Genomic DNA, 14,007 nt, shown 5'->3' with positions numbered 1-14,007 from the left:
CAATACAAAACAATACAAAAATGGCCACTAACCGAGCCGCAAAACACGACTACTGGTTAATGGCCACTAGCAAAACAGCAATTATTCCTTAACCATTACGCTACGAACTAGGTAAACCACTAGTCCAATAAATGCAACAACTGCACCCATCATAATAAGGTTGGAATATCCAGCTGCTAATCCACTAATGTTTGCAAACGAGAATCCCTTAAACAGATTGCCTCCAAAGAAACCGCTGAAAATAGAGATACCGATTGATGCGGTTACGTTCATAACCAAATCGTTCATACCGCAGCCACGACCCGATTCTTCAACAGGCAATGCGCTAAGAACCGTTGAAACTATTGGCGAATACATAAGTCCGCAACCAGCGTAGTAGATGCATGCGCACAAGGTTAGAACAAGGAATCCGCAATTAATGAATACAGCAGCTCCAACCCATCCAAGAATCATAAGAATGGCAGCTGTAATAATGCCAGCTTTACGCCCAATGAAACCGATAATTGTTCCAGAGCAGGTTCCAATCACAGCGGCAACAACAAATGCCCACACAAGGTAGGAAGAAACTGCCTCAGTGCTCATATGGTACAAAGCTCCACCAATAACATTGTAGATTGGAGGCATGCAGTAGTTAGTAAAGTAGAATATAAAGATCAAAATAATACCCGAAAGCCAACGCTTATTCTTAAAGAACGCAGGCGTTACAAACGGGTTCTTTGCCTTTACAATGTACACAGCAAACACAATAAACAGAACGATGGAACCAAGCAGCAAGCCCCAAGCCTTGTAAGAGAAGAACAAAGTTAGCAATGCAACGGCAACGCCAAACACGGTAAAGCCAAGCTTATCAATCTTTCCACCAATACCATTTTTTGTAGGCAAGCACTTAACAAGAACCGGCAAGAACAAAATGGTGATTGCAGGAATTAAGAACAAATACTGCCAAGCAATAGAGCTAAGAGCACCAGCAGCAAAAACGCCAATGGATGCAGAAAGCTGGTAAGCTGCAGTAAAGAGTCCAAAGAAAATAACCTTTAAATCGTTGCGCAAATACTTAGTTGCAATAACAAGGAATGAAGAACCTGCAACCTGCTCGCCAGCGGTTTGCAAAATACGCGCAATAATAACAGTCCACAAGTTTGGAGTAAAGAAGAAGTTTGCAATAAAGCCAAATAGGGATCCAACAAACAGTGTTACAAGGCCGATTGTTATAAGCCTACGAAGCGAAACAAAATCACCTAAAGAGCCGTAAATAAAGCAAACAATACCTAAAACAATAATCGGCAAGCTTGTAATAAGCGAAGCCTGATTTGGAGCGCCAACAGCTTTACCAATCTGGTCAAATACCAAATTAAAACCCTGAAGGCATAGAGTTCCCAGAATAAATGTAATCAAAAGCAAAATAAGCGAATAAATTGCCACTTTATCACGCGTTTTTGGATCCTCGTATGGATCTAACGCTGTGGACTTTTCAATTTCAGTCATAATAATCCAATCAATTAATATTTTTAGTTTTTAGATTGGCTAAGACACGTCGTATATTGCGGAAAATGTTGCGATTTACGACGCGCAGAGCAACAAAAAGCGGAGTTAAAACGCGTAAAAATCTGCACTCAGCCTGCGATTTTTGCCAAGCCAGAAATACGAGTCATAAACTCGTTCAAGAATCGTGGAACATCAACGCCAACAGCAACTTGCATGGTCTTAACAGGGTCATTCAAGCGCGTAACGTCTCCAATAGTGCGTCCACGAGTTGGGCCTTCAACATCTACCTGCATATTGATTGGCAGCGTTGTAACAAGCGTTGGGTCCACAGCTACAGCAACAGCAAGAGGGTCGTGAAGACCGCATCCACCAAGATGTGGAGCTGTTGTCTCATATGCCTTAATGTAAAAATCGGTCATATCTGCAAGGAACTTGCCAGCCTTGGTGCCAAGATCACGCCATTGCTTTGTCTCCTTGTAGGTAAGCAAAGTCTGTAAAGTAACATCCAAACCAATCATTGTTACTGGAGCACCAGAGCGGAATAGTACATCTGCAGCATCTGGGTCTTGAGATATATTCGCTTCGGTCCAAGCGTTTACGTTTCCATGAATGGTAAGCGCTCCGCCCATAAGAACAATCTTTCCGATTTCGTCCTTGATTTCTGGAGCTTTCTTCAACGCAGCAGCAATATTTGTCATTGGTCCTGTTGGAACATACACCAAGTCCTTGCCATATTTCTTTACAGAATCGATAATAAAATCAACAGCTGATTCATCTTCTGCTTTGCGCGCAGAATCTGGAATCTCAACATCGCCAATTCCGTTATCTCCGTGAATAAATGCAGAAATTGGAAGAACTTCAAAAGAATCTTTTTTGCTTGCGTGCGAAAGTCCCTTATAAACTTTTACCTCTGGGTGACCAAGCAAGTCTGTGATTGCAAGCGCGTTACGAACACCTTGCTCCATTAAAACATTGCCATACGTGCCAGTTATGCCAATCAACTCCATCTCGGGGCTTCCAAGAGCATAAGATATAGCAAGAGTATCGTCAACACCAGTATCAAGATCAAGAATAAGCTTCTTCACTTGAGTTACCTTCCTTTGTGTGTGTTAGGCATGATTTACGTCTGTTGTAAATCATGAGTTGCACGAATATCTTTGATATTATTCAAATGTAACCATTCAAAAATTTTATTCTCATAATTTTGAAAATCAACATTACAATTGATTAATTTCCTACACATAATTGTTGTTTTATTTTGCAATAATTTGCGATTTTTGTTGCAAAATGTTCTAATAATCAACAAATGTTAAGTTAAATAAACAAACATTTAGATTATGTTTAAAAAGTCATATTCAAACATAAACATTCAAATATAACAAATCGAAAAAATCTTGCAAAAAATGTTAAAAAATAATCAAAGAAATACATAAAATAAAATGCGCGACACGCCACAAACAGCATATCGCGCATTTTGCAAAAGATGCGAAACTAAAGCCGAGGCAAATACTTTTCTAGCTCGTAAGGTGTAACCTGCCTGCGGTATTCCTCCCACTCCTGATGCTTGTTGCGCAAGAAATACTCAAAGGCATGCTCGCCTAGAACGCTAGCCACAAAATCAGACTTTTCCATAATCTTCAAAGCTTCGTCCAAAGATTCTGGAAGAGGCTGAATACCCATAGCCTGGCGCTCAGCATCCGTAAGCTCCCAAACATCATCGCTTGTAGGATCGCACAAAGTCATCTGCTTTTCAATGCCATCTAAACCAGCAGCCAAAAGCACAGAGTAAGCAAGATAAGGATTAGCAACTGGGTCCAACGCACGGAACTCCATGCGGCAAGAATTACCCTTGCCTGGCTTGTATTGCGGAACGCGCAAAAGTGCAGAACGGTTGCTATGACCCCAGCAAACATAGCTAGGAGCCTCCGCGCCTCCCCACAGTCTCTTATAAGAATTAACATACTGATCTGTTACTGCACAAATTTCTGCAGCATGATGCAAAATACCTGCAGCAAATTGGCGAGCAATAAGCGACATGTTAAACTCTTGCCCAGCTTCGTAGAAAGCGTTGGAATCGCCTTCAAAAAGACTCAAATGAGTGTGCATACCAGAACCAGGCTGGTCGGTTAGCGGCTTAGGCATAAAGCTTGCATACATTCCGCGCTCAAGCGAAATTTCCTTAACTACAGTGCGGAAAGTCATAATGTTATCTGCAGTAGTAAGAGCATCCGCATAGCGCAAATCAATCTCGTTTTGACCTGGGCCGCCTTCGTGGTGAGAATATTCTACGGAAATTCCCATTTGCTCAAGCATGCTCACAGCGCTGCGACGAAAGTCCATTGCCGAGCTTCTAGGAACGTGGTCAAAATAGCCACCTTCGTCAATAGGCACTGGAGCCTTAGACCAATCATCTTGTGCTTCAAAAAGATAAAACTCAATTTCTGGATGAACGTAAAAAGTAAAGCCCTTATCTTTAGCTTTTGCAAGCGCAGTTTTAAGAACGTGACGAGGGTCTCCAAGAGACGGCTCTCCGTCTGGAGTTAAAACGTCACAAAACATGCGTGCCGTGCCTTCTGGGCCTCCATGCCATGGCAAAATCTGGAATGTAGAAGGGTCTGGCTTAACAATCATATCGTCTTCTAAAACTCGAGTCATGCCTTCAATTGCAGAGCCATCAAAGCCAATTCCCTCTTCGAAAGCCGCCTCCAACTCTGCTGGAGCAATTGCAACCGATTTAAGAGTTCCAAGAACATCCGTGAACCATAGTCGAATAAAACGAACATCACGCTCTTCAACCGTACGCAAAGCGAACTCTTGCTGTCTATCCATATCTACAATCCAATCAATACTTAAGGATTATACTTTTTAGCATTTTAAGCAAAATGCAATGATTATATTATTTATATTATCCATTATTTTTTGCTTTTATTTAGCAATATCGCAATGAATTTACTTATTTTTAATTTAGCAATTTATTACAACTTGCTCACATTTTTTTGCCGTATTTATAAAAAATCTCTTTAGCTTTATCTTCACTTAAATCATCTGTGCTTGTAACTTCAATCCCAGATTCTTTAAGGTCTTTAACGCTTGAATAGCAAACCATAAGATCTTCAACGCATCTGGCAGACATTGCAAGAATCATAGGCGGAACAACATCTAGAACGTCTTGCTCATATTCATAAACTTTTGCATCAATCTTATTAGCACGATTTACCATTAGCACAGCTGGCATTCCTCGAAAATAATCGGTAAATTTTTTAACTGATTTTTCTGGATTATCTTCGTCTAAATCACGTAAAACTGCGACTCCCCCATTTTCGTCGCTAAAGCAATCAGCATTAATTCCAGCCATCTTACAAAAAGCAGCAAGAAGCTCCCCCGGCTCTACAACCGTTAAAAATAGCGCACACTTTGCCTTTTTTCCAAGCAAACCTTCTAAATCTTCTTCAAAGCTTGCTTGCTCAATCTTTTTAACAGCATCATCGATTGAATCGCGATTTTGCTCTTCGCTAAACTCTTTTTCAAATCCAAGCAATGCGTCTTCAAGCTCTTTATCGGTAAAAGACGTGCGAACCTGAGCAGAATCATTAGAATCAACGCCATTATTGTCAACATTTTTGTTGTTGCTACTATTGCCGTTGATATTTTTATTCAAATCATTGTTATCTTTACACATATCTTTCACTTTCTAACGCAAAAAGCCGCTGCTTAAACTACTTCTTAAAACGCTTAAAAATCACTTTAGATTACTCTAAGAATAATTTACGCGCTCGGCAAGCAAGCTGGTCCAAACAATATTTTTAGCTCTGCAAAAAGCGATGTATCTCGCTTAACTCTAAATCTATCTCCAAAAGATAAGACTTTTGCACAACCCTTAGAATCAATCAATGCAAGATTTACCTCGCAACATCCAGGATGCCTTGTAACAATGTTTTCAAGCTCCTTAATACGCGACTTTTCTAGCGCTTGAACTGGCAAAACAATAGTAACAGGCTGAGCATCTTGAGCTTCTAGGTTTGGAACTTCAAACTCAGTGGCTCTTAAAGAAACAGTTTCATCCCTAACTTCTACCAAACCTCTAATTCGCACAACTTGATCAATAGCAAGATCTGCAGCAGAAGACTCATAAACCTTGCCAAAGAACATGCATTGTATGGAACTTTCCATGTCTTCAATGGTTACTATTGCCCAAGCATTGCCCTTTTTAGAAACTCGCCTATCAACGCTAGTAACAAGTCCTGCAAGAGTTACTGGCTGATTTTCGCCAATCTGCTTAGCGCGATTTAAAAGCTGCGCAATAGACATTTCCCTAAGACCAGCCAAAACGGCAGAAAGTCCACTAAGCGGGTGATCCGAAACATAAAGTCCAAGCATTTCTCGCTCAAAGTTTAGCTTCGTTTTTTTATCCCACTCTTCAACATCTGGAATGTTGATTTGAGCATCTCCAAGGTCATTATTTGAATCGTCTAAATCGGCAAAAAGATCAAACTGACCGCCAGCCTGCTTTCGTTTAATAGAAGAAACAGAGTCGATTAACGGGCCGCAAACTTCGAAAATGGCTCGCCTACAAGGGCTAATTGAGTCAAAAGCTCCAGATTTAATAAGCGATTCAACAAGTCTGCGATTTAACGATTCAAACGATACGCGATTTACAAAATCTTTAAAGTCAATAAACTTTCCACGCTCGCTATTGCGCTCGGCAATAATATCGTTAACCGCCTTATCTCCAACATTTCGTACAGCTCCAAGACCAAAGCGTACAACGTCTCCAACTGCAGAATATTCAAGAACAGACTCGTTAATATCTGGTTGCAAAACGCGAATACCCATGCGCCTTGCCTCACCCAAATAAAGCGCGGTCTTATCTTTATTTGTACGCTCATTTTGAAGCAAAGCAGCCATAAACTCTACAGGATAATGCGTTTTTAAGTAGGCGGTCCAATAAGAAATTAAGCCGTATGCAGCAGAGTGCGCCTTGTTAAACGCGTATCCAGAGAATGGAACTAAAACATCCCAAACTGCTTGAGCTGCATCTTTAGAATAACCATGTTCTTCCATGCCTTTAAAGAACGGGATTTTCTCTTTAGCCAACACTTCTGGCTTCTTTTTGCCCATAGCTCGACGCAGAACATCTGCTTTACCAAGGCTGTATCCAGCTAGAATACGCGCAGCAGACTGCACCTGCTCTTGGTACACGATCAAACCATATGTTTCGCCAAGAACATCTTTTAGCGGCTCCGCAACCTCTGGATGAATAGGCGTAATCTCTTGCAAACCGTTCTTACGCTTAGCGTAGTTGGTGTGCGAATCCATATCCATAGGGCCTGGTCTGTAAAGCGCAATCAAAGCCGAAATATCGTTAAAATTATCTGGCTTTAAAGTACGCAGAAGAGCACGCATGCCGTCGGAATCAAGCTGAAAAACGCCTAAAGTGTCTCCTCTTGCAAGAAGCTGATATGTTTCTTTATCGTCAAGCGGAATTTTAGTGTAATCAATAGGCTCTTTTCCATTGTTTTCAACGTTTTTAAGCGTATCTCTAATAACCGTTAAGTTAGAAAGACCCAAAAAGTCCATCTTAACAAGGCCAAGCGTTTCACAGGTGTGATACTCAAATGTTGTGGTAATCGTGCCATCGGTGCGCTCCAAAAGCGGCGAAGTATCTGTAATAGGCTCCGAACCCATGATTGTTGCACAAGCATGCACACCCGTTTGGCGAATCAGGCCTTCAATGCCCTTTGCTTCTTCGGTAATCCGCTTTGTATCTGGGTCACTATCGTACATCTCGCGAAACTCGCGAGCCTCCGCATATCTCTTTGACTTTTCGTCAAAAATATCGTGGAAACTCATATCTTTGCCGTTTTTTGGAGGCGGCAAAATCTTTGTTATTTTTTCTCCAACAGCAAACTCGTAGCCCATTATTCTAGCGGCATCTTTAAGCGCTTGCTTTGTTTTAATCGTGCCGTAAATCACGCATTGTGCTACTTTGTCTTTTCCATATTTTTCGCCAACGTATTCCAAAACTTTGGCTCTACCTTCTGGGTCAAAGTCAACGTCAATATCTGGTAAAGACACACGCTCTGGGTTTAAGAATCGTTCAAAAATCAGGCCATGCTTCATTGGGTCAAGCTCGGTAATTCCCATTGCATACGCCACCATTGCTCCTGCAGCGCTTCCTCGGCCAGGACCCACCATAACGCCGTGCTCTTTTGCCCAATTTATGTAGTCTGCAACAACTAAAAAGTAACCACAAAACTGCATTTGGCATATAACGCCACACTCGTAGTCTGCTTGCTTTAGAACATCCATAGGAACGTTGTTGTTATACCTACGCTCTAAGCCTTCTTCTACCTTTTTAAGAAACAGCGAAGTCTCATCCCACCCCTTAGGGCAGTCAAATTGCGGCATAAAAGCGCCATCTTCGCCGTCATCAAACATAACATTGCAACGGCGCGCAATCTCAAGCGTATTATCGCAAGCTTCGGGAAATTCCTTAAAAAGCTCGCGCATTTGCTCGGCAGACTTTAAATAGTAGCCAGAACCGTCAAACTTAAACCTATCTGGGTCGTCTAAACGAGATCCAGAATTAATGCAAAGCATTGCGTCTTGAGCTTCGCGATCTTCTTCGTGTACGTAGTGCAAGTCGTTTGTAGCAAGAAGAGGCGCATTAATCTTTTTTGCAATCTCAAGCAAGTCTTTTGTTACGCGCGTTTCAATCGAAAGTCCGTGATTCATAAGCTCTATAAAGAAGTTATCTTTCCCAAAAATATCTTGGAATTCTCCAGCAGCGCGTAAAGCCTCTTTAAACTGACCCAATCTTAAACGGGTTTGAATAATACCAGACGGGCATCCAGAAGACGCTATAACCCCTTTAGAATACGTTGAAAGTACGTCTTTATCCATTCGAGGGTATCGCATTACGCGACCTTCTAAGTTTGCAACCGATGACGCTTTAAGCAGATTTGTTAGGCCTTCATCGTTTTCGGCCCACATTGTCATATGCGTAATTAAGCCACCGCCAGAAACATCGTCGCTTCTTTGTGCTTCGGTTCCCCAATGAACCTTGCTTTTATCTTGTCTTGCTGTTTCTGGAGTAACGTATGCTTCAATTCCAATAATCGGCTTAATTCCAGCTTTTACAGCCGTACTCCACATCTCGTACGCGCCATGCATATTTCCATGATCCGTAATTGCCACAGCTGGCATGCCTAATTCTTTTGCGCGCGAAACTAGGTCTGGAATCTTTGAAGCACCATCCAAAAGCGAATAATGCGTGTGATTGTGCAAATGTACAAAGTTTGTTTCTGGCCTAGTCATGGTTGCTATTTTATAGATGCAATATGACCTGTTTTGCTAAATACGCCTACTTTTATAATTGCCGCACGGCCTGCAAAGCGTGTTGCAAATCTGGCGGATACTGCGATTCAACTTTAATCAGTTTTCCCGTTCTAGGATGCGTAAATTCTAGCTTAGTTGAATGAAGCCATTGGCGTTGTAACCCCAGTTTTTCTGCGAGTTTTGGATTTGCTCCATACATTTGATCCGCCACTAACGGGTGACCAATCGAAGAAAAATGCACTCGTATTTGGTGAGTTCTACCTGTTTCTAGATTTACGCTAACTAAAGTTGCTATTCCAAAGCGCTCTAAAACATCCCAATGCGTTATAGCTGGCTTGCCATCTTTTGCTACTGTAAATCTAAAATCAGATACTTTTGACCTTCCAATTGGAGCATCAATAGTGGCCTTGTTCTGCTGCAAATTTCCTTGCACTAATGCCGTATAAGTTTTTTTAACACTATGACTTGCAAACTGTTGCTTCATCTTTTCGTACGCAAAATCCGTTTTGCAAACAAGCATAAGGCCACTTGTTCCAACATCTAATCTGCTTACAATTCCCTTTCGAGATTCGTCGCAAAGCGTTGTGTTTATTTTAATGCCAGCGGCTTCTAGGCTTTCTGGAACCGTAGGCCCATTCCACCCTTTTGCTGCGTGAGACGCCACAGAAACAGGCTTGTTTATTACTACAACATCGTCATCGTTATATACGATTTCTAAATCGCATATAGAAGGCTGGCTTTGAGAATTACTGGAAGAATCGCAAGTAGAATCTTCATTTTTGTTTACAACAATCACATCTGATTCTTGCAAAATAGATGATTTTTGCGACTTTCTATTTAAGATTTTTGCTTTGTCGCGCTCTATTAGCGATATTGCGTTTGCACGCGATACGCCAGCAAGCTTCGACAAGCATACGTCAAATCTGCAGCCAGCAAATTGACTCGTAACCGTAAAGCGAATATCACTCATCAGCGCGCTCTATAAGAGGAATCCCAATCAAAATAAGGCATATAACTGCGATTCCTGCAAACATAAGCTCAATATCTGCAACATTTCCAACGGACCAACCATAGTTTATAAAATCTACGACTTTTCCGTTTAAAAAGCCTTGAGCATATTGCGCTCTATCAATAAGATTTCCAAAGGCTCCAGCAAAAGCCAAAGCAAGCGCAATAGTCCAATACAAGGATTTTGTATGCTTAATAACCGCTGTCATTGCACCACAAGCAGCACAAGCCAATACGCTAATAACCCATGTAAAAGAAGAACCTAAGCCAAAAGATGCTCCAGGATTTCTAACAAGAGTAAAAGAGAGCAAGTGTGGAAGAATATCAATGTTTTTTCCACCGCTAAGCGCCTCTAAAGCCCAAACTTTGGTTATGCGGTCTAGAACCACGCCAATAAAAGCAATCAGTGCAAAAACGGCTGCGCGATTACGCAGCCGTTCTACACGCACATAACTATGCGTCAATGTATTTTCCAATCTAACGGGATTTAGTAGATACTACTCATCCTGCTTATCTTGATTTTCCATAGATGTATACGTGTTCTCGTCGGAAACTTGAGCAACAAGCTGACCCAAGAAGTCGGTCAAGCGAGTACGATACTCAGTTTCAAACTGCTTAAGGCTTTGAATATTGCCTTCAATAACCTTAGTTTGCTTTTCGAGATTTTCACGTACCTGACGAGCATATGCATCTGCAGACGTACGAGTAGTAGAATCGTAATCCGCAGCCCTATGCTGAACTTCTGCTTCGTACTGATCAGCTTGATCGTGAGTCTGCTTAGAGTAATCGTCTGCAGCCTGACGAACCTTGCCAGAGTAGGCATCTGCCTCGTTGTGAGCGCGAGCTGCGTAAGCATCAGCATCGCTACGAGTACGCACCGAATAATCATCGGCATCCCCGCGAGTCTGCTTATTGTACTCATCGGCTTCGCCGTGAGTACGCTCAGAGTATTCATCTGCCTTGGCAATTATCTCGTTATAACGGGTCTGGCTTTCTTCAACAATCTGCTGAGCCTTTGCCTTGCCCTTGTCTACGTACTGATCGTGCAACTGCATTGCAAGAGTCAACATAGCAGTAGCGCGTTCTGGCTCCGAGCCTTGAGCTTCTGCACCAGCACCTGCAATCTTCTGCAAGCTACCAGTTTCTGTGCTTGGTTCCATCTTAGAAACTTGCTCGCGAAGCTGTTCTTCTCGCTGATGCGATTCTTCAAGCTGCTTGCTAAGATCTTGAACCTTAGCGTTTTCTTGCTGCGTTACAACAAGCTGCTGGCGAACCTCTTCTAGCTCACGGCCCAAGTTTTCGCTGCTTGCACGGAAGTCGTCGCGTTCGCGCGTAACGTTTTCAAGCTCTTCTTGAATCTTCTTGTCTGCATCAGCCTTAGCGCTATCTGCAGTTGCGGCCTGAGCAGTAAGCTGATCAACCTGAGCACCCAACCCATCCAGCTGCTCCTTAAGCTGCTGATTTTGCTCGCTCAATGCGCGGTTATTTTCTTCCGCTTCCTTAAGCTTTGCAGCAAGATCGTTGTCACTCTTGCTTGCGTTGCTAGATGCAGTCTTTAAATCATTATTCTCCTTAGTTAAGGATTCAACCTGATTTGTTAAGTCCGCAATCTTGTTATTTAAGCTAGCAACATCGGCGCCAAGAGACTGCGTGGAAGCTCCAAGACCTTGCACGGCCTGCTGACCAAGCGCCTCGATTGTTTCTGTAACCTGATCTAAAAAGTCATCAACTTCGTCAACGTCATAGCCCCCCTTAAATCGAACGATTTGGAAGGTATGCTCGCGAATGTCTTTAGGCGTTAACAGAGCCATAATGCATTACACCTCACTTTTGGGCGCGCAGCCCTTTTGATATATCTCTTCGATGCTATCACGTCCATAGAAAAAATAGAGCAAAAAATGATTATTTTTTACGAAATCTGCCAATATTTTTCTAAATTAAAAACTATCATGCCGCTTCATTAAAAAAACAACATTAATAAGCACTAATAAAGAACGCTTAAAACGACCTGTAAAACAATTATCAAAAAGTAAACCGCCATAAAACTCACGTCTAAACTTATGTTTCCTAGCCTTACAGGAGGTATAAATCTGCGTGCAAATCGCAAAAGCGGTTCCGTTAAGTAATATATGATTTGGGCAAATTTTCTAATAACTTCATTTGGCCTAAAAGAATGGAATACGATTGGAATCCAGTCTAAAATCGCTCTAATAAACAGCACTGTTAAGTATGCGCTTAAAAAAAGATTAACAACTAACATTAAGATATTAAAAATCATAAATTCACTTCCATAGATAAACCAAATAAACTTCTGCAATCAATCACAAGTAAGCAATCACAAGTAAAACTTAATCAGATTTTGTTATAGATAATTTAAGGCAGAAATCTCAAAGAGACTCTGCCTTAAACTCAAGTTACGTCTAACAATGAATGCTATAAACCGCCATTCATTCTGCGTGTGTAATTACGAGAACAAATCGCGAGCAGAACCGCCATTAGGAGCATCTTCAACTTTTATGTTTACCTGCGAAGGGCTTAAAAGAAACACTCTTGGCGTTACTCGCTCAATAGATCCACGAACACCAAACACAACTCCAGCAGAGAAGTCAACTATGCGATACGCAACAGACTCACTAACGCCAGTAAGATTCAAAACAACTGGAGTTCCGTCCCTTAAGGCACGGCCAACTAGTTGAGCATCGTCATAAGACTTTGGATGAATCGTTGTAATGCGACTCATGCGGCCTACTCCAGCGCGAGAAACAGATCCATTACCCGACTGCGATTCTGAATTATGCAGATTCATAGGAGCAACGTTGTGATCGTTGTCAAACGAAGTTTCCTGCGCTTGAGAATCAACGAAATCATCGTCGTCTTGAACATCACTCATGCCTACGTAAGACATCATGTTCTTCATAAAGCCAGCCATTAAGCTGCCCTCCTATCGCTATGCTTAACGTAGAAAATCAGGAATATCCAATTCGTCTGGTTCATCTTGTGGCTTATCTTTAGAAGCCGACGATTGATACTGCTGGCTTGAATCAACAGAATCAAACATAGAAGAAACAGGTTCCGAAGCTTCTTCAGCAACAACAGGCTTTACATCGCGAACAGCTGGAGTTGTTGACTGAGCTGGTGCAACAGATTCAACGCCAGCTTGCATGTCTACAAAAGCACCTGCTTTATCGTCTTCCACCTTAGGGTGGGAATCAAAGCCAGCGGCAATAACTGTAACGCGAACTTCGTCTCCGTAAGAATCGTCCAAAGAAAGACCCCAAATAATCTGGGCTTCTGGATGAATTGCCTTGCGAACAAGCTCGGTTGCTGCGCTTGCTTCTTGCAGCTTTAAATCACTTGGACCTGCAATGTTAATCAAAGCACCATGAGCGCCTTCAATGCTTTCTTCAAGCAATGGGGAGCTAATAGCAATTTCGGCAGCCTGAGTAGCTCTGTCTTCTCCCTTTGCAGCGCCAATTCCAAACAGGGCGGTACCTGCACCGCGCAAAACGGCGGTAACATCAGAGAAATCAACATGAATGTAAGAATTCATAGTGATTAAATCTGTAATACCTTGAACACCTGCAAGCAAAGCTGTATCTGCAGTCTTAAAAGCCTCAATAATTCCGATGGTTCGATCTGAAATTTCCAACAAACGATCGTTTGGAATAACAATCAAAGCATCGACTTCTTTACGAAGATTTTCAATACCAAGTTTCGCTGAAGCAGCACGCTGAGGGCCTTCAAAGCCAAATGGCCTTGTAACCACTGCGATTGTTAAAGCACCCTGCTGGTGTGCAGCTCGCGCAACAATAGGGCTTGCACCTGTACCAGTTCCGCCGCCCTCGCCGCAAGTTACGAACACCATATCGGCGCCCTTTAATGCTTCTTCAATGTCGGATTGATGGTCTTGTGCCGCCTTAGCGCCCTTTTCTGGATCAGCACCAGCACCGAGACCACGACTTGAAGCATCAGATAATGAAATCTTTACATCAGCGTCGGAACGCAACAAATCCTTAGCATCAGTGTTGATTGCTACGAATTCTACGTTCTGCAAACCCTCGGTGATCATTCGGTTGACGGCGTTACCACCGGCTCCACCGACGCCGACTACCTTGATTATGGTTTTGTCGTTGAAATTGTCAGTCTGGGCAATCTCGCTCACCGTTGTCTCCTGTC

At 42.3% G+C, this 14,007-nt stretch carries 11 protein-coding genes; all 11 read right to left on the bottom strand.

What is annotated here, in order from left to right:
* Nucleotides 1–81 precede the first annotated feature (81 nt).
* A complete protein-coding gene (locus ACZ0NX_RS02640; protein WP_464405322.1) occupies nt 82–1,485 on the bottom strand; it encodes an MFS transporter in 1,404 nt (467 codons plus the stop codon).
* 128 nt (nt 1,486–1,613) lie between these two features.
* Nucleotides 1,614–2,570: a nucleoside hydrolase gene (locus ACZ0NX_RS02635; protein ID WP_032813541.1), complete on the bottom strand. Its 957-nt coding sequence runs from the start codon at nt 2,568–2,570 to the stop codon at nt 1,614–1,616.
* A gap of 406 nt (nt 2,571–2,976) precedes the next feature.
* The gene (glnA, locus tag ACZ0NX_RS02630; protein WP_415689104.1) at nt 2,977–4,314 is read right to left on the bottom strand and encodes a type I glutamate--ammonia ligase; all 1,338 of its coding nucleotides are present in this window, start codon (nt 4,312–4,314) and stop codon (nt 2,977–2,979) included.
* A 157-nt stretch (nt 4,315–4,471) separates the two neighbouring features.
* Nucleotides 4,472–5,164, bottom strand: coding sequence for a hypothetical protein (locus tag ACZ0NX_RS02625; protein ID WP_060787379.1), 693 nt, complete (start codon nt 5,162–5,164; stop codon nt 4,472–4,474).
* 86 nt (nt 5,165–5,250) lie between these two features.
* On the bottom strand, nt 5,251–8,802 hold the full coding sequence (gene dnaE / locus ACZ0NX_RS02620; protein WP_060787321.1) for a DNA polymerase III subunit alpha: 3,552 nt from the start codon (nt 8,800–8,802) through the stop codon (nt 5,251–5,253).
* Between the two features lie 52 nt (nt 8,803–8,854).
* Entirely contained in the window at nt 8,855–9,793 is a 939-nt protein-coding gene (locus ACZ0NX_RS02615) for an RluA family pseudouridine synthase (RefSeq protein WP_464405319.1), read from the bottom strand.
* Nucleotides 9,786–10,280 carry a signal peptidase II gene (locus tag ACZ0NX_RS02610; RefSeq protein ID WP_060787319.1) on the bottom strand — a complete coding sequence of 165 codons (495 nt, stop codon included), beginning with the start codon at nt 10,278–10,280 and terminating at the stop codon, nt 9,786–9,788. The genes ACZ0NX_RS02615 and ACZ0NX_RS02610 overlap by 8 nt, the downstream gene beginning before the upstream one ends.
* Before the next feature lie 48 nt (nt 10,281–10,328).
* Nucleotides 10,329–11,642 carry a DivIVA domain-containing protein gene (locus tag ACZ0NX_RS02605; RefSeq protein ID WP_060787318.1) on the bottom strand — a complete coding sequence of 438 codons (1,314 nt, stop codon included), beginning with the start codon at nt 11,640–11,642 and terminating at the stop codon, nt 10,329–10,331.
* A gap of 173 nt (nt 11,643–11,815) precedes the next feature.
* Nucleotides 11,816–12,109, bottom strand: a complete 294-nt coding sequence (locus ACZ0NX_RS02600) for a YggT family protein (protein WP_060787317.1) — start codon at nt 12,107–12,109, stop codon at nt 11,816–11,818.
* Nucleotides 12,110–12,295: 186 nt separating this feature from the next.
* Nucleotides 12,296–12,760, bottom strand: coding sequence for a cell division protein SepF (locus ACZ0NX_RS02595; RefSeq protein ID WP_060787316.1), 465 nt, complete (start codon nt 12,758–12,760; stop codon nt 12,296–12,298).
* A 24-nt stretch (nt 12,761–12,784) separates the two neighbouring features.
* Nucleotides 12,785–13,993 (bottom strand): cell division protein FtsZ, encoded by a 1,209-nt coding sequence (gene ftsZ, locus ACZ0NX_RS02590; RefSeq protein ID WP_464405316.1) that lies wholly within the window; start codon nt 13,991–13,993, stop codon nt 12,785–12,787.
* Nucleotides 13,994–14,007: the final 14 nt, after the last annotated feature.

The sequence above is a fragment of the Gardnerella rara genome (assembly GCF_055452355.1).
The sequence above is the reverse complement of the archived record's forward strand: the minus strand, read 5'-3'. Positions and strand labels throughout refer to the sequence as shown.

What these genes read in the sequence shown, in the direction of transcription:
- ACZ0NX_RS02605 (WP_060787318.1), bottom strand. Translation starts at nt 11,642, where the DNA reads ATGGCTCTGTTAACGCCTAAAGACATTCGCGAGCATACCTTCCAAATC.
- ACZ0NX_RS02600 (WP_060787317.1), bottom strand. Translation starts at nt 12,109, where the DNA reads ATGATTTTTAATATCTTAATGTTAGTTGTTAATCTTTTTTTAAGCGCA.
- glnA (WP_415689104.1), bottom strand. Translation starts at nt 4,314, where the DNA reads ATGGATAGACAGCAAGAGTTCGCTTTGCGTACGGTTGAAGAGCGTGAT.
- ACZ0NX_RS02615 (WP_464405319.1), bottom strand. Translation starts at nt 9,793, where the DNA reads ATGAGTGATATTCGCTTTACGGTTACGAGTCAATTTGCTGGCTGCAGA.
- ACZ0NX_RS02595 (WP_060787316.1), bottom strand. Translation starts at nt 12,760, where the DNA reads ATGGCTGGCTTTATGAAGAACATGATGTCTTACGTAGGCATGAGTGAT.
- ACZ0NX_RS02625 (WP_060787379.1), bottom strand. Translation starts at nt 5,164, where the DNA reads ATGTGTAAAGATAACAATGATTTGAATAAAAATATCAACGGCAATAGT.
- ACZ0NX_RS02640 (WP_464405322.1), bottom strand. Translation starts at nt 1,485, where the DNA reads ATGACTGAAATTGAAAAGTCCACAGCGTTAGATCCATACGAGGATCCA.
- dnaE (WP_060787321.1), bottom strand. Translation starts at nt 8,802, where the DNA reads ATGACTAGGCCAGAAACAAACTTTGTACATTTGCACAATCACACGCAT.